Source organism: Pseudomonas sp. GW821-FHT09C09, from assembly GCF_059418105.1.
Genome location: NZ_JBWKPF010000001.1, coordinates 475,567 through 491,141, shown reverse-complemented (window position 1 = coordinate 491,141; position 15,575 = coordinate 475,567). Strand labels below are relative to the sequence as shown.

The 15,575-nt window shown below is 60.4% G+C and carries 14 protein-coding genes and 1 tRNA gene (1 of these 15 running past the window's edge); 4 read left to right on the top strand and 11 right to left on the bottom strand.

Annotated features, from left to right (window positions below):
- Positions 1–15: transfer RNA gene (locus AC07NR_RS02390), tRNA-Met, on the bottom strand; it reaches 162 nt to the left of the window's first position.
- Positions 16–295: 280 nt separating this feature from the next.
- Here AC07NR_RS02390 and dinB point away from each other — a divergent pair.
- Positions 296–1,357, top strand: a complete 1,062-nt coding sequence (gene dinB, locus AC07NR_RS02385; protein WP_114881690.1) for a DNA polymerase IV — start codon at positions 296–298, stop codon at positions 1,355–1,357.
- A gap of 48 nt (positions 1,358–1,405) precedes the next feature.
- Here the strand turns inward: dinB and AC07NR_RS02380 are convergent, their stop codons facing one another.
- From AC07NR_RS02380 to AC07NR_RS02365, 4 genes are all read right to left on the bottom strand, one after another.
- Entirely contained in the window at positions 1,406–2,359 is a 954-nt protein-coding gene (locus AC07NR_RS02380; RefSeq protein WP_495077731.1) for a hypothetical protein, read from the bottom strand.
- Between the two features lie 17 nt (positions 2,360–2,376).
- Positions 2,377–4,092 (bottom strand): proline--tRNA ligase, encoded by a 1,716-nt coding sequence (locus AC07NR_RS02375; protein WP_085712917.1) that lies wholly within the window; start codon positions 4,090–4,092, stop codon positions 2,377–2,379.
- A gap of 115 nt (positions 4,093–4,207) precedes the next feature.
- Positions 4,208–5,767 carry an AmpG family muropeptide MFS transporter gene (locus AC07NR_RS02370; protein ID WP_114881691.1) on the bottom strand — a complete coding sequence of 520 codons (1,560 nt, stop codon included), beginning with the start codon at positions 5,765–5,767 and terminating at the stop codon, positions 4,208–4,210.
- Between the two features lie 43 nt (positions 5,768–5,810).
- Complete coding sequence (locus AC07NR_RS02365) at positions 5,811–6,194, bottom strand: MGMT family protein (protein WP_423205037.1); 384 nt, start codon at positions 6,192–6,194, stop codon at positions 5,811–5,813.
- Positions 6,195–6,329: 135 nt separating this feature from the next.
- Between AC07NR_RS02365 and AC07NR_RS02360 the strand changes: the two genes are divergently transcribed.
- Positions 6,330–7,337: a DUF481 domain-containing protein gene (locus AC07NR_RS02360; RefSeq protein ID WP_134825700.1), complete on the top strand. Its 1,008-nt coding sequence runs from the start codon at positions 6,330–6,332 to the stop codon at positions 7,335–7,337.
- A 60-nt stretch (positions 7,338–7,397) separates the two neighbouring features.
- Here AC07NR_RS02360 and AC07NR_RS02355 read toward each other — a convergent pair whose 3' ends face one another.
- Together AC07NR_RS02355 and AC07NR_RS02350 are read right to left on the bottom strand one after the other, a co-directional pair.
- The gene (locus AC07NR_RS02355) at positions 7,398–8,852 is read right to left on the bottom strand and encodes a toxin-antitoxin system YwqK family antitoxin (RefSeq protein WP_495077730.1); all 1,455 of its coding nucleotides are present in this window, start codon (positions 8,850–8,852) and stop codon (positions 7,398–7,400) included.
- A 131-nt stretch (positions 8,853–8,983) separates the two neighbouring features.
- A complete protein-coding gene (locus AC07NR_RS02350) occupies positions 8,984–9,193 on the bottom strand; it encodes a cold-shock protein (RefSeq protein WP_002554837.1) in 210 nt (69 codons plus the stop codon).
- Between the two features lie 354 nt (positions 9,194–9,547).
- Here AC07NR_RS02350 and dcd point away from each other — a divergent pair, with 354 nt between their 5' ends.
- Positions 9,548–10,114 carry a dCTP deaminase gene (gene dcd / locus AC07NR_RS02345; protein ID WP_007954988.1) on the top strand — a complete coding sequence of 189 codons (567 nt, stop codon included), beginning with the start codon at positions 9,548–9,550 and terminating at the stop codon, positions 10,112–10,114.
- A 106-nt stretch (positions 10,115–10,220) separates the two neighbouring features.
- Entirely contained in the window at positions 10,221–10,430 is a 210-nt protein-coding gene (locus tag AC07NR_RS02340; protein ID WP_065259270.1) for a hypothetical protein, read from the top strand.
- A gap of 39 nt (positions 10,431–10,469) precedes the next feature.
- On the opposite strand, the gene pdeM is transcribed toward AC07NR_RS02340, so the two are convergent.
- From pdeM to AC07NR_RS02320, 4 genes are read right to left on the bottom strand one after another with little or no spacing between them, the layout of a single operon-like run.
- Positions 10,470–11,126: a ligase-associated DNA damage response endonuclease PdeM gene (gene pdeM, locus AC07NR_RS02335; RefSeq protein WP_495077729.1), complete on the bottom strand. Its 657-nt coding sequence runs from the start codon at positions 11,124–11,126 to the stop codon at positions 10,470–10,472.
- Positions 11,126–13,612 carry a ligase-associated DNA damage response DEXH box helicase gene (locus tag AC07NR_RS02330; protein WP_495077728.1) on the bottom strand — a complete coding sequence of 829 codons (2,487 nt, stop codon included), beginning with the start codon at positions 13,610–13,612 and terminating at the stop codon, positions 11,126–11,128. Before AC07NR_RS02330 ends, pdeM begins: the two co-directional genes overlap by 1 nt.
- 59 nt (positions 13,613–13,671) lie before the next feature.
- Positions 13,672–14,436 carry an ABC transporter ATP-binding protein gene (locus AC07NR_RS02325; RefSeq protein ID WP_085712923.1) on the bottom strand — a complete coding sequence of 255 codons (765 nt, stop codon included), beginning with the start codon at positions 14,434–14,436 and terminating at the stop codon, positions 13,672–13,674.
- 13 nt (positions 14,437–14,449) lie between these two features.
- Positions 14,450–15,568: a succinylglutamate desuccinylase/aspartoacylase family protein gene (locus AC07NR_RS02320; protein WP_495077727.1), complete on the bottom strand. Its 1,119-nt coding sequence runs from the start codon at positions 15,566–15,568 to the stop codon at positions 14,450–14,452.
- Positions 15,569–15,575 lie beyond the last annotated feature (7 nt).

Genomic DNA, 15,575 nt, shown 5'->3' with positions numbered 1-15,575 from the left:
CTGCTCCATCCCGCGTCTGTGTGGCGGCATTCTACAGAGGATCGCCGGGGTGTCAACCTTGAATCCGGATAAAATCTGTTCTGGTTCAATTGGTTAGCTGTTTTTCGAGGCCGCTGGCGGGGCCGCAGGTCAGGCAGGGCGCGGGTTTCAGCTCTATTGGTCAGCGATTTCCGATTGAGAAAATAAATTCAACGGACCTTTCCTACCGCTGGAAAAGAACCTTCATACCACTGGTGCTATATACAGGTGTCAGTGAGATACTGCTCATCCGGCTTGCCACGTTTCCTTTTCTGTCATGACCCAGCGAAAAATCATCCACATCGACTGTGACTGTTTCTACGCCGCCATCGAGATGCGTGACGACCCGCGTCTGGCCGGAAAACCGCTGGCGGTGGGTGGTTCGGCGGACCGGCGCGGGGTGATCGCCACCTGCAACTATGAGGCGAGGGCTTACGGCGTGCGTTCGGCGATGTCCTCGGGGCATGCCTTGAAACTGTGCCCGGATCTGACCATCGTCAAACCGCGAATGGATGCCTACCGTGAGGCATCGAAGGAAATTCACACGATCTTTCGCGATTACACCGATCTGATCGAGCCGCTGTCGCTGGACGAGGCCTACCTCGATGTCTCGGACAGCGCGCATTTCGGTGGCAGCGCCACGCGCATCGCCCAGGACATCCGGCGCCGGGTCTCCAATCAATTGCACATCACGGTCTCGGCCGGGGTGGCACCGAACAAGTTTCTGGCCAAGATCGCAAGTGACTGGAAAAAGCCCAACGGCCTGTTTGTCATCACCCCGGATCAGGTCGAAGATTTTGTCAGTGGCCTGCCGGTGAGCAAGCTGCACGGCGTCGGCAAGGTCACTGCGGACAAACTGGGCAAGCTTGGCATCAACGACTGCTCGCAACTGCGCGAGTGGGACAAGTTGGCGTTGGTGCGCGAATTCGGCAGTTTTGGCGAGCGACTCTGGAGCCTGGCCCGTGGGATAGATGAACGGCAGGTGCATAACGACAGTCGTCGTCAGTCGATCAGTGTGGAAAACACCTACGACGTGGATCTGCCGGATCTGCGCAGTTGCCTGGACAAGCTGCCTGAATTGCTGGAGACCCTGAAAACCCGCATGGCAAGGATCGACAGCAGCTACCGGCCGGGCAAGCCGTTCGTCAAAGTGAAATTCCATGACTTCACCCAGACCACGCTGGAGCAGGCCGGGGCAGGGCGGGATCTGGGCAGTTATCAGTTGATGTTGACGCAGGCGTTCAATCGCGGCGGCAAACCGGTGCGGTTGCTTGGGGTGGGCGTGCGGCTGGAGGACTTGCGCGGCGGGTTCGAGCAGATGGAGTTGTTCGAGCGGTAGCGCATATAAAAAAGCCCGAAACAGGTTCGGGCTCTTCTATAAGCGTTGTCAGTTCGGACCGGGGTCCGCCACCAGTCGCCCGGCATCCTTGGTCAGCGACTTGAGAAACTCGGCCTGCAACTCGGGATCGTTACGTGTCAGCTCGATCAGGCTCTGTTCCAGCTCACTGGCTTCTTCTTCCAGACCCAGTTCCGACAGACGTTTGACCCGGTGCACCCACTGGCTCACTTCGTCGTCTTCCAGATCGTCGTAAATCAGGCCGTGGGCTTCCAGCAACTTGCCGCGCAGGTGACTGCTGATCGTCAGGGACGAGTCGGAATGCACGTCATCCTTGGCGTCCTCGACACTGATCTGCAGTTTGCCGACATGGTTCAGATCGTTTTCGGCGAACGGACTGTCCAGCAGGTTCAGGCGCAGTACGCCGTTGCGGTCGGTGGTCATGTCGAAGGTCTGCCTGCCGGCCTTGACCTGCACCGGGCGCTCGCTCCACGGCAGGCTCGAATACTCCATGCGTTTGTCGCGCTGGACTTCATCGATGCCGGCCAGGTTCTGCTGCGCACGACCGTGGGACTGCACGTTCATGAACGGGTTGAGCCCGGCGAACCCGTAGCTCAGCCAGTCCTTGGTCACGCTGTCCGGCAGGGTGCCGAAGGCGAACACGTTGACCACGTTGGCCCCGACGCCGGCCACCACCGCCACGGCACCCAGCGGAATCTCGTAGATTTCGCGCCAGGGCTGGTAAGGCGTGTAACGGTCATAACGACGGGTCACTTCGTACTCAGTGACTTCGAAGGTTTTCTGCTCGTTGATCTTTACGCGTCTCTGCGGCAGCTCAAGCACCTTAGGCTCACCGACATCGATCTGCAGGCTGTGATCGAGCAGCTTTCGCTCGACCCGCTCTTCGTGCTCGCTGCGCTGTGACATGTGATTGGCACAGCCGCTGACCAGCAGGGTGCCGCACAGGGCGGCACCACCGAGGCCTAAGGTGTTTCGCTTGAACATGAGGACTCTATCTGGTTTCAGCGGCGGATACGGGCCTGCAGGAAGGACAGTACGTCGGCAACCGGCAGCGCTTGCGCCTGGCCTTCGGTACGGCTCTTGTATTCCAGGTTGCCTTCGGCGAGGCCGCGGTCGCTGACCACGATCCGGTGCGGAATGCCGATCAGCTCCATGTCCGCGAACTTGATGCCCGGGCTGGTTTTCTTGTCGCGATCGTCCAGCAGCACTTCGAAGCCGGCAGCGGTCAGTTCCGCGTACAGCTTGTCGGTGGCTTCGCGCACCTGCTCGGTTTCATAGCGCAGCGGTACCAGGGCGATCTGGAATGGTGCCAGGGCGTCGCTCCAGATGATGCCGTTCTCGTCGTTGTTCTGCTCGATGGCCGCAGCCACCACGCGGGACACGCCGATGCCGTAGCAACCCATTTCCAGAGTTACCGGCTTGCCGTTCTCGCCCAGCACTTCGCACTTCATCGCCTTGCTGTACTTGTTGCCCAGCTGGAAGATGTGTCCGACTTCGATGCCGCGCTTGATTTCCAGGGTGCCCTTGCCGTCCGGGCTCGGGTCGCCGGCCACGACGTTGCGCAGGTCAGCCACGGTCGGAACCGGCAGGTCACGCTCCCAGTTCACGCCGAAGTAGTGCTTGTCGTCGATGTTGGCACCGATGCCGAAGTCGCTCATCAGCTCGACCGAACGGTCGATGATGATCGGCAGTGGCAGGTTCAGCGGGCCGAGGGAGCCGGCGCCGGCGCCGATGGCGTCACGCAGCTCTGCATCGGACGCCATGACCAGCGGGCTGGCGACGCCTGGTTGCTGGGCAGCCTTGATTTCGTTCAGCTCGTGGTCGCCACGGATCACCAGGGCGATCAGCTTGCCTTCTTCCTCGGCGTGCACGATCAGGGTCTTGATGGTCTTTTCGATCGGCAGACCGAATTTCTCCACCAGGGCCGCGATGGTCTTGGTGTCCGGGGTGTCGACCAGGCGCAGTTCTTCGGCCGGCGCAGCGCGGGAAGTTTCACGCGGTACGGCTTCGGCTTTCTCGATGTTCGCGGCGTAGTCGGAGCCGTTGCTGAAGACGATATCGTCTTCGCCGGACTCGGCCAACACGTGGAATTCGTGGGAGCCGGCACCGCCGATGGAACCGTTGTCGGCTTCGACCGGACGGAATTTCAGGCCCAGACGGGTGAACACGTTGCAGTACGCCTCGTGCATGCGGTCATAGGTGACCTGCAGCGACGCCTGGTCGGCGTGGAACGAGTACGCGTCCTTCATGATGAATTCACGGCCACGCATCAAACCGAAGCGTGGGCGGATTTCGTCACGGAATTTGGTCTGGATCTGGTACAGGTTGATTGGCAGCTGCTTGTAGCTGCTCAACTCGTTACGCATCAGATCGGTGATCACTTCTTCGTGGGTCGGGCCCGCGCAGAAGTCGCGACCGTGACGGTCTTTGATGCGCAGCAGCTCAGGGCCGTATTCTTCCCAGCGCCCCGATTCCTGCCACAACTCGGCCGGTTGGGTGCTCGGCATCAACACTTCCAGAGAGCCGGCGGCGTTCATCTCTTCGCGAACGATGGCTTCCACCTTGCGCATTACCCGCAGGCCCATCGGCAGCCAGGTGTACAGGCCCGAGGCGAGTTTGCGGATCATGCCGGCGCGCAGCATCAGCTGATGGCTGATGACGACCGCGTCGGAAGGCGTTTCTTTCTGTGTGGCGAGCAAAAATTGACTGGTGCGCATGGTTGGCCGTTGTCGGTTGCTATGACTGGAAATGACGGAGCAGTGTACCGGCGAGAGCTGCCGACGTACAGAAGTGCAGGCCCGGCGGAAACCCTCCCGCCGGGTGCGAGATGTCTTACGACTCTTCGGCGACGGGCGTCGACACGGGTTCCGGTGTCGGTGTCGGGCCTTCGCGGCGACTCTCCTGGAACCAGTGCAGGGCGATCAGCACCAGGGTCGGCACGCCGAGCGCCGCTGTGATGATGAAGAAGTTGTGATAGCCGAACTTCTCCACCATGACCCCGGAGTAGCCGCCGATGAGGCGTGGCAGCAACAGCATGATCGAGCTGAGGAGGGCGTACTGGGTCGCGGAGAACTTCAGGTTGGTCAGGCTCGACAGATAGGCGACGAACGCCGAAGTGGCCATGCCCGAGCTGAAGTTATCGAGGGAAATGGTCACCACCAGCATCTGCAGGTTCGGGCCCATGTCCGCCAGCATCACGAACAGCAGGTTGGTGGCTGCCGACGCGGCACCGCCAATGAACAGGATCGGCAGAATCCCGAAGCGCACGATCAGCAGGCCGCCCATGCCGGCGCCCACCAGGGTCATGATCAGCCCGAAGATCTTGCTGACGCTGGCGATCTGGTCCTTGGTGAAGCCCTGGTCGATGTAGAACACGTTGGCCATTACGCCCATCACCGTGTCCGACATCCGATAGGTGGCGATCAGACCGAGCAGCAGCAGGGCCTGCCAGCGGTAGCGCAGGATGAAATCGTTGACCGGCGTCAGCACCGGCGCCAGACCACGGCGACCCATGGTCGACAGGCACAGGCCGGTCAGCAGGGTATAGAGAATGGCGCGCAGGAATGCCCGGTCTTCCAGCAGCAGGTCCAGCGGGCTCATGGTGCCGAACAGCACGCTGGCGAAGTCGGTGTTGTAGAGCTGGGTGAACATGGCCGGTACGGAAACCAGCAGGACGATCAGCACGAACACCGACATCAGCTGGTGCATGAAGGTGTAGCGCCCGGCCTGCAACTGGGTACGCAGCGGCACTGGCGGCTCGCGCATCAGCAGGGTGGTGATCAGGGCAGGCACCATCAAGGCGCCGAACAGCGCGTAAGTGCCGGTCCAGGCCGAATGCTGGTAGTTGAAACCGGTGGAACCGAAACCTTCGGCGAAGAACAGTGCGCCGGCAGTCGCCAGCAGGGCCGCGACCCGATAACCGGACATGTAACTGGCGGCCAGGGCAGCCTGTCGGTTGTCTTCGGCGATTTCCAGGCGATAGGCGTCGACGGCGATGTCCTGGGTGGCGGAAGCGAAAGCGACGATCACGGCAATGGCGATCAGCCAGGACAGGTGTTTCTGCGGGTCGCAGAAGCCCATGCCGATCAGGCCGAGGATCACCAGCGACTGCGCAAGCACCAGCCACGAACGGCGTCGGCCCAGTTTGCCGAGCAACGGCAGGCGCCATTGATCGAGCAACGGCGACCAGACCCATTTGAAGGCATAGGCCAGACCGATCAGGCTCGCATAGCCGATCGTCTCGCGGGCTACACCGGCTTCACGCAGCCAGACCGAAAGTGTCGAGAACACCAGCATGTACGGCAGGCCGGCGGCGAAACCCAGCAACAACAGCACGAGCGTCGAAGGACTGGCATAGGCGGCGAGCGCGGCGCGCCAGGTTTTACGGGGCATGGGCTGAAGTCTGCCTCAAGATTGCGAAAACAAAGCGCGCACTCTAACCGCTGTGCTCTACCGGACGCCAGCCATGGCGCCGAATATCCACACGATTGTTCAGGATCGTAACGCCCTCCATACGCAATCGTGCCCGCTGCTCATCACCCGAAAGGCTGCCTGCCGGCAGGCTGATCCGACCGCCGGCACCGAGTACGCGGTGCCACGGCAGCTTGGTGTCGCCCGGCAACTGGCTCAGGGTGCGGCCGACCCAGCGGGCGGCGCGCCCCAACCCGGCCAGTTCGGCCAACTGACCATAGCTGACCACCTTGCCCTCAGGTACCTGGGCAAGGGTCGAGTAGAGTGCCGTGCGTCGGATTTGCGGATCGTTTTCGCAGGCTTGTATCGGGTCTGTCACGTGCGCCGTTCCTGAACAGGGTCGATTCATGGATTAAAGGGTAATCCGTGATCGGGCAATTGAGAAATGAACTCAACAGAAATAGCCGGGTCACTCCTTGTCAGAGGATTATTCCTACGGATAATGCCGACCCTTTTTTCGCAACCCCGAGTTTCCGATTCGCTTATGTTGTCCAGAACCCTGTTGTGCCTTGCTGTCTTCAGTGCGTCCACGCCCTTGCTTGCCGATACCGTCTGGTTGAAGAACGGAGACAAGCTGAGCGGCAAAATCACCCTGTTCGACGGCGGCAAGTTGCTGGTCCAGACCCAGTACGCCGGCGCGGTCACCATCGACTGGAAACAGGTCAAGACGCTGGAAAGCGATCAGGAACTGCTGGTCAAGCAGGACGCCTACAGCGGCGAGAAAGCCAAGTCGCTGACCGCCGCTGAGGATGGCAAGGTCACCCTGGCCAACGGCGAAGCGCCGAAAACCGTCGAGCTGGCGAGCATCCAGCAGATTCTCAAGCCCAAGCCGGTGGTCGAGGATCTGGTCTGGAAGGGCAATGTCGATCTGGCCCTGGATTATCAGCGTGCCGAAAAAGACACCAATGACTACGACATCGGCTTCAAGACCTCGGCGCGCCATGGCCGCTGGCGTCATACCGCCGAGGGCGAGTACAACCGCGAAGTCCAGGATGAGGTGGTGACCACCAACAACTGGCGCGCCGAATATGCACTGGACCGCTTCCTGACCGACAAATGGTTCTGGCAGGGGCGCCTGAACTACAAGCGTGATTACGTCGAAGAGCTGTCGCGCCAGCGGGTGGTCGGTACCGGTCCGGGCTATCAGTTCTGGGATGACGAGCTGGGCGCGTTCTCCCTCGGCTCGCTGCTCAACCGCACCGATTACGAGTACAGCGACGGCGGCACGGACAACTTCTACTCCGTCGCCATGAAATGGGACTACAACCGCTACCTGATCGGCAAGAAGGTGCAGTTCTTCACCACCGGCGAGATTGGCAAGCCGCTGTCGGACGTCGCCAACTATGCTCTGGATTCGGAAGTGGGCCTGCGCTACAAGGTGACGGACTGGGCCTCGCTCAATCTCAAGGCCGAGCGTGACATCATCAGTGGCACCAAGGATGCGGATCTGAACAAGACCCGCTACACCGCCGGGTTTGGCGTGGCCTGGTAACGCCGCACTCCGAGGTGGGAGAAAGCCCAGCAGCTTCAGAGTTGCAGGGCTTCTTTGTTTTTATTCCTTCGATTTATCTTCGTTGGCGGAAATGTAGGTACATTTTTCCAGCTTTTTGCCCATCAGGTATTGGCATTCGTAGCTCAGACTGCCGTTGTCTCTCCAGAAGCGGACTGGGCCATGTTCTTTTCCGTCTACGTAGTCGGCAGACGATGCCATTTCACCATTTTCGTGCCATGTAACGGATGAGCCCTGAAGCTTATCGTCCTGATATTTTTGATGTTCCTTTAGTTGCCCTGACTCGTACCATCGCTTGAAATCCCCTTGCTTGCGATTTTGTGCGTCCCACTGCCATTGCAGCGTTTGCACGCCTTGCTGAGTCCATTGTTCGTAGCTGAGTCGATTTCCATCTTTATAGAACGCTTTTTCCTTCGCCTTGCCGTCGATGAAATATTCGATTACCCAGCCAACCGGTTTGCCATTCACATCGTTTCGGGTGAACTGTGTTGTTCCATTTTCAAAGTAGTGGATGGTGGGGCCCTCGGATTTACCGTTCACGAAAAGGGTGCTGTAGCGCAGCTTTCCGTTCGGGAAGTAACCGAGGCTAGGGCCGTCCCACACGTTGTTCCGGTAGTGTGTGCGGCCTATCAAGGCTCCATCTTCGTCATATTCCAGGTACTCGCCATCCACACGTTTGCCTAGGTGCCACTTGTAGGATTCGGCAATCTTGCCATTGGCATGGTAGATGGTTTGCGTTCCGTCGAGTTCGTTGTTCAGGTAGCTCTCTCGCTGGTTGACTGTGCCATTTTCGTCGTATGTCAGCGCTTCGCCCTGACGCTGGCCGCTGGCGTCACTCTGGTGGCTTTTATGCAGCGTGCCGTTTGGATAGTAGGACTTGTACGCAAGGACGGGTTTCCCTGAAACAAAGTCTTCATTATCTACAAAGTAGTCTCGGCTCAGGGTGTGGGTTTCTAGGTTGAAGATTTGCACTTTCCAGACCTTGAGACTGGCGTCATAGGGCATGGGCATTTTCAGGTAGTGGGAAGCCACGCCTTTGCCGGTCGGAGCAAAATGTTCATCGAGATAAAGCTTGCCGTCGACTAAATGGGTCATCAGCTCGCCACACTCTTCCACTGTGCAAGGGCGTACCTTCTCGAAGAAAGCGCGTTTTCGCTCGCAAGCCGAAAGAGTGAGCAAGAGAGGGATTTTTTGGTCGATCAGATCCTGGATCTCGCCAAGCGCGCGGCGAAACGACTCGGCGGGAATGCCCGCTGACTCTGGCGTGAGGTAGATTTCGTTGCTCCCGCAGGTGTGCGGCGTCGAGAGCGTGAGTAGCGCTGCGGCTCTTAGTTGTATGGGGGCATGTCCATTTACCTCGGGCCCCTTAGCCAGATAGGTTGCGCGAGGGTTCATGTCGATGATCACAGTGGCGTGATCAGGTTGTGGGTCTGCGTTGAGCGGCGGTGCGAATACCAGCAGCAGAGCGTTGAACGCCTTCCAGGAGATGAATTGCATCCTGCTTCTTCCGTGTGATTTCCAGGGCGCGGAGCATAAAGAGCTGGAGCACGGACGGGGGGAAACTAAATACGCGGACACAAAAAAGCCCCGCTTTTAAGGGCGGGGCTTCTTAGCTAGGAAGCTACAAGTTAGATAACTTGTACTTCTTCAGCTTGCATGCCTTTCTGACCGCGAGTAGCGATGAAAGAAACCTGTTGGCCTTCTTTCAGGCTTTTGAAGCCGTCGGACTGGATAGCTTTGAAGTGAACGAACAGGTCGTCACCGGATTGTGGAGTGATGAAGCCGAAGCCTTTTTCATCGTTGAACCACTTAACGGTACCGGTTTGGCGATTAGACATGGTGTAACTCCTTGAACAAAGATAACTGCGACTCAGGAAGAACCCTGGCCGAGACTGAGTGCAAAGAGCAGGAAAAATTCTTGTAGATGGTTGGATCGAAATTCAACATATCGTGTAGAGATTCTCAGTGACACAAGCAGCACAGTGGCGCCACCTTAACCCTTTTTCCGGAACGTGCCAATGCTTCTTGCGAAGGTTTCTCCGTTTTAAGGATCGGCGGTGTGACGGTTCGTCGCGAAGCCGCGTATTTCCTGCATGTTCGGCGAGATTTGCACCCTGGACTTTGAACCCGGCGGCGCGCCCGGTAAGATGCCGGACAGATTTTTTCCACCTCGCTATTCAGGACACCCCGCCATGAGCATCAAATCGGACAAGTGGATTCGCCGCATGGCGCAGGAACACGGCATGATCGAGCCGTTCGTCGAGCGCCAGGTACGTGGCAGCGACGACAGCCGGGTGATCTCCTACGGTGTGTCGAGCTACGGCTACGATGTGCGTTGCACCAACCATTTCAAGGTGTTCACCAACATCAATTCGGCCATTGTCGATCCGAAGAACTTCGATGCCGGCAGCTTCGTCGATGTCCACAGCGACGTCTGCATCATCCCGCCGAACTCCTTCGCCCTGGCCACGACCGTTGAATACTTCCGTATTCCGCGCAATGTCCTGACCATCTGCCTGGGCAAAAGCACCTACGCCCGTTGCGGCATCATCGTCAACGTAACGCCGCTCGAGCCAGAGTGGGAAGGCCAGGTAACTCTGGAGTTTTCCAACACCACCAACCTGCCGGCGAAGATCTACGCCAACGAAGGTGTGGCGCAGATGCTGTTCCTGGAGTCCGACGAGGAATGCGAAGTCTCCTACAAGGACCGCGCCGGCAAGTACCAGGGCCAGCGTGGCGTGACCCTGCCGCGTACCTGATCCGTCCATCCGGCAGTTACCGGGAATTCTTCGGCGGGTAGACACTCTATGGGGTGTACTGCCCGTTTCGCGAACAGCGGGACGGGCCTTCGCCGAGGAGTGCTCCATGAAGATCGATCCGCAAATCACTGCCGAACTGGCAAGGCTCGAGCCCAATCAGGTTGGCGTATTGGCCTGGTCCTTGTTGGCACACCCGCCTGTCACCCTGGCTGGCGGAATTCCTCACCAGCCTGATCCCGACACCCCCAACGAAGAACCGACCGAGCCCGGCGAGCCTACGCTGCCGGACAAACCACCACCTGCGCCCGTCGCGTGATTGAATGTATGGCCCGTCGACTGAATCCTGAACAGGACTTCAGCCGACGGGCCATATTTCGTTGTCGCCAATGACAAAGATCCGACAGCTGTCTTCTTTCCCCACCGGATAACCGCCGGTGAAGGCACCGAAGGCCGGCAGCAGGCTGATGCGTTCTCCCAGCCTGAAACACGCCAACCGCAGACGCTGACGCCCCTTGCCGTTCAATCGATAAACCGGATGTACATGTCCTGCGAGAACGTGGCGTTCAGGGTGCGGATCGGGCTCGTGCTGCAAGGCGAAGGGCCCTAGCCGCAAGGGCTCCGGCACCACCCGAATGTTCAGCGTCTGCGGTGGATCACCGGCACGTTTATCGTGATTGCCGCGAATCAGCGTGATCGGCAGATCGGCATGACGCGCCCGCCACTGCGCCAATGCCTGCAAGGTGCCGGTGGCGTGGGAGCCGGGGCCATGCAGAAAATCACCAAGGAATATCAGTTGCCGACACGGCAGTTTCGCCAGCAACTGTTCGATCACCGCAATGTTGCTCGCCGTGGTGCCCTGCGGCACCGGTTGCCCCAGGCGCCGGTAGGCGGCCGCCTTGCCGAAATGCACGTCGGCAATCAGCAGCGCCTGTTGCGCCGGCCAGTACAGTGCCTTTTCCGGCAACAGCCAGAGTTCTTCGCCCGCCAGACGCACAGGGTAGGGCGCGCCCATCAGGATTGACCCTTGTCAGCGGTTTTCTCCAGATCGCCGACCATGCGCCGGATACGGTCGGCGAGTTTTTCCGAACTCATGCTTTCGCGCATGCGTTCCACCAGCAACGGAAAGCCGAGCGGTGTAGGACGTTTGATCAGGTGCATGTCCAGTTTCATCCGGTTGATTCGCTCCAGCGTCTGTTCCAGTCGACGAATATCCAGTTCTTCTCGTAAGACTTCTTCCCCGGCCTGCGCCAGCAACAGATTGTCGGCGTCGTATTGCTTGAACACTTCGAAAAAGAGACCGCTGGAGGCCTGTACCTGTCGGGTGCTTTTTGGCGCGCCGGGGTAACCGGCGAACACGAGGCCCGCGATCCGCGCGATTTCCCGGAAACGCCGCAATGCCAGTTCGCCCGCGTTGAGGCTGGCGAGCACATCCTTCAACAAATCCTCGGGACTGAGCAGGGCGCCATCCAGTTGCACAGACCAGTCAACCGGCGTGGCGCTGAGCAATTCCAGTCCGTAATCATTGACCGCAATCGAGAAGGTCACAGGCAGGCGCTGGCTGACCCGCCACGCCAGCAGACTGGCCAGCCCCAGATGCACCTGACGTCCGGCAAACGGGTAAAGGAAAAGGTGCCAGCCTTCGCGGGATTTCAACACTTCGGCCAGCAGGCTGTCGGCCGTCGGCAGACCCGACCAGCGCACCTGCGTTTCCAGCAGCGGTCGCAAGGCCTGCATTTCCGGGCCGGCAAACTCACCGTGTGCCGCAGCGCTGAATCGAGAGACCACCGCTTCGGCCAGTTCGCTGGACAGCGGCATGCGTCCGCCATTCCAGCGCGGCACGGCGGCTTTTTTCGCGGTGCTGCGTTTGACGTAGGCGGTCATGTTTTCCACCCGCACAAGTTCCAGCAAGCGTCCGGCGAACAGGAAACCGTCGCCGGGTTTGAGGCGGGCGATGAAGCCTTCTTCAACGCTGCCCAGTTGCTTGCCGCCTCCGCCCTTGCTCCAGAATTTCAGCTGAATGCTGGCGTCGCTGACGATGGTGCCGATGCTCATCCGGTGCCGCCGGGCCAGGCGTACGTCCGGCACCCGCCACACGCCCTGTTCGTCCGGCTCGACCCGGCGGTAATCCGGGTAAGCCGTCAGCGACATCCCGCCGTGGCGTACGAAAGCCAGCGCCCAAGCCCAGTCCGCGAGCGTCAGGTCGCGATAGGCCCAGGCGCTGCGGACTTCTTCGTACAAATCCTCAGGAATAAAGCCACCCCCCAATGCAATGCTGACCAGATGCTGTACCAGCACATCCAGCGGTTTGTGCGGCGACAGTCGCGGTTCGATCCGTCGCTGCGCCACCGCATCGCGGGCGGCAGCGGCTTCGATCAGTTCCAGACTGTGGGTTGGCACCAGGGTGACCCGCGATGCTCGACCGGGCGCATGGCCCGAGCGTCCGGCACGCTGCATCAGGCGCGCCACGCCTTTGGCTGAACCGATTTGCAGCACCCGCTCCACCGGTAGGAAGTCCACTCCAAGATCCAGGCTCGAAGTGCAGACCACCGCTTTGAGCTGGCCATTCTTCAACGCCTGCTCGACCCAGTCCCGGGTCTCGCGGGACAGCGAACTGTGGTGCAAGGCAATCAACCCGGCCCAGTCCGGTCGTGCTTCCAGCAAGGCCTGATACCAGATTTCCGACTGCGCCCGAGTATTGGTGAACACCAGGCTGCTGGCGCAGACGTCCAGTTCGGCAACCACTTGGGGCAACATTTTCAGACCGATATGCCCGGCCCAGGGAAAACGCTCGATCTGCGGTGGGAGCAGGGTATCGACCCGCAGCGTTTTTTCGTTTTGCCCCTGAATACTCACGCCACCGCCCTGTGGGATCAGGACTTGTTCAGCGTGGGACTGATTGCCAAGCGTCGCGGAAACACCCCAGACAATCAGTCCCGGATGCCAGCGCCGCAGGCGGGCGAGGGCCAGTTGCAATTGCACGCCACGCTTGTTGCCGAGCAGTTCGTGCCACTCATCCACCACAACCATGCGCAAGGTCGACAGCGCCGTTTGCGCGTCGGCGCGGGCGAGCATCAGGGTCAGGCTTTCCGGGGTGGTGATCAGCGTGGTCGGCAGGCGCCGGTTCTGCCGGGCGCGTTCGCTGCTGCCTGTGTCGCCAGTGCGCAGGCCGACGCTCCAGGGGATTTGCAGATCGTCCAGCGGCGTTTGCAAAGCACGCGCGGTGTCGGCGGCCAGCGCGCGCATCGGCGTGATCCACAAAACGGTCAGCGGTTCGGCGGGCGGTGGGCGTTTGCGGGTGGTTTCAGCAACAGGCCCGGAGCGGGCAAAGCGATTGAGCGCGGCAAACCACACCGCGTAGGTTTTACCGGCACCGGTGCTGGCGTGCAGCAGTCCCGACTCGCCTCGCTTTACCGCCGCCCACACCTGCTTCTGAAAGGTGAACGGCTTCCAGTCGCGGGCGCTGAACCAGTGTCTGGCGAAGTCGGTGGAAGTGCCCATGCCGGCGACGTGTGCTCTGAAGGTGTTCCTTCAGTGACCGCGCCGGCAGGGCAATAGTTTTACTTGAGATTGCCGCTGAGGAACTGCTTCAGGCGTTCACTTTTCGGATTGCCCAGAACGTCTTCAGGCGCGCCTTCTTCTTCCACCAACCCTTGGTGCAGGAACAGCACCTGGCTCGACACCTTGCGCGCAAAGCTCATCTCGTGGGTGACCATGATCATGGTCCGGCCTTCTTCGGCCAGGCCCTGAATCACCTTGAGCACTTCGCCGACCAGTTCCGGGTCGAGCGCCGAAGTCGGTTCGTCGAACAGCATGACTTCCGGCTCCATGGCCAGGGCCCGGGCGATGGCCACCCGTTGTTGCTGGCCACCGGAAAGGAACGCCGGGTACTGATCGGCGACCCGGGCCGGCAGGCCGACCTTGTCCAGATAACGCCGGGCGCGATCATCGGCCTCGGCCTTGCTGCAACCCAGCACCCGGCGCGGGGCCATGGTGATGTTTTCCAGCACGGTCATGTGGCTCCACAGGTTGAAATGCTGGAACACCATGGCGAGGCGGGTGCGCAGGCGTTGCAGTTCCTCGGCGTCGGCGACGTGCATGCCGTGGCGGTCGGTGACCATGCGGATCGCCTGGCCATCAAGGCTCATGGCGCCGTCGTTGGGTTGTTCGAGGAAGTTGATGCAGCGCAAAAAGGTGCTTTTGCCCGAGCCGCTGGCGCCGATCAGGCTGATCACGTCACCGGTTTTGGCTTTGAGCGAAACGCCTTTGAGCACCTGATGGTCGCCATAGCTTTTGTGCAGGCCTTCTACGGTCAGTTTGTACATGGGATAGGCATCCTCAAGGCGAAAGTAAGTAGCCGCTGCGATAGGCTTCGGCGCCCGCGACGTGGGCGATCACCATGCCGGCGGTGGCCATGCGCCGCAGCGAGCGGGCATAGAGCAGACCGGAAGCGGTGCAATGGACAGGCGTGACCCGATCGTTGATCGGGTCGATGATTTCGGCGATTTGCTGCCCGGCTTCCAGGTGCTGCCCGGGCGTGGCGGTGTACACCAGCAGGCCGCCGACCGGCGTGGTGACAGGTTCGACGCCTGCCAGCGGAGTGGCCGGGAATGGCAGCTCCGGCAGCGGTTTCGAGGCACCTGCGATGGCACCGAAGTGAGTCAGGTAATCGAGCAGCGCCTGGCAGTCACGACTGGCCACGGGATGGCTGACGTCGCCTTGGCCGCGCAGCTCGACCGTCACCGAGAAACTGCCGAGGGGGATCTCGAAGTGCTCGCCGAAACGCTCCTTCAATTGCCACCACAACAGAGTGAAGCATTCGTCGAACGACTGACCGCCGGAGTCGGTGGCCAGCAGGCTCGCCTGTGATTCGATGTAGCGCGCCAACGGCTCGACCTGGGGCCAGGCCTCGGGCGTGGTGTAGAGGTGAACCACGGATTCGAAATCGCAGTGCAGGTCCAGCACCATGTCCGCGTCACAGGCCAGCCGTTGCAGGGTCAGGCGCTGGGATTGCAGTTGAGTCGTGGCGGTATGGCGGGCGAGGGCGTTGCGCAGGCTGGTGCGAATCAGTTCGAGGTTGCGCTGCGGGTCGTCGCACAGTTGCGATTCGATTTCGTTGCCGATCTCTTCGCTGAGGTCGACGAACCAGCGGTTGAAATTCTGTCCGCTCTCCAGCTCGTAGCGGCCCAACGGCACGTCCATCAGCACTTGTTCGAGACCGACCGGGTTGGCCACCGGCACCAGCACGATTTCGCTGATCAGGCGCCCGGCGGCTTCCAGCTCCGCCAGGCGTTGCTTGAGGTGCCAGGCCACCAGCATGCCGGGCAGTTCGTCGGCATGCAGCGAGGACTGAATGTAGATTTTGCCTTTGGCCTTTTCCGGGCCGAAGTGAAAACTGTGGATCTGTCGTGCGGTCCCCGGCAGCGGGGCCAGCAGGTCATGTATCTGGTGGCGCATTGCAGAG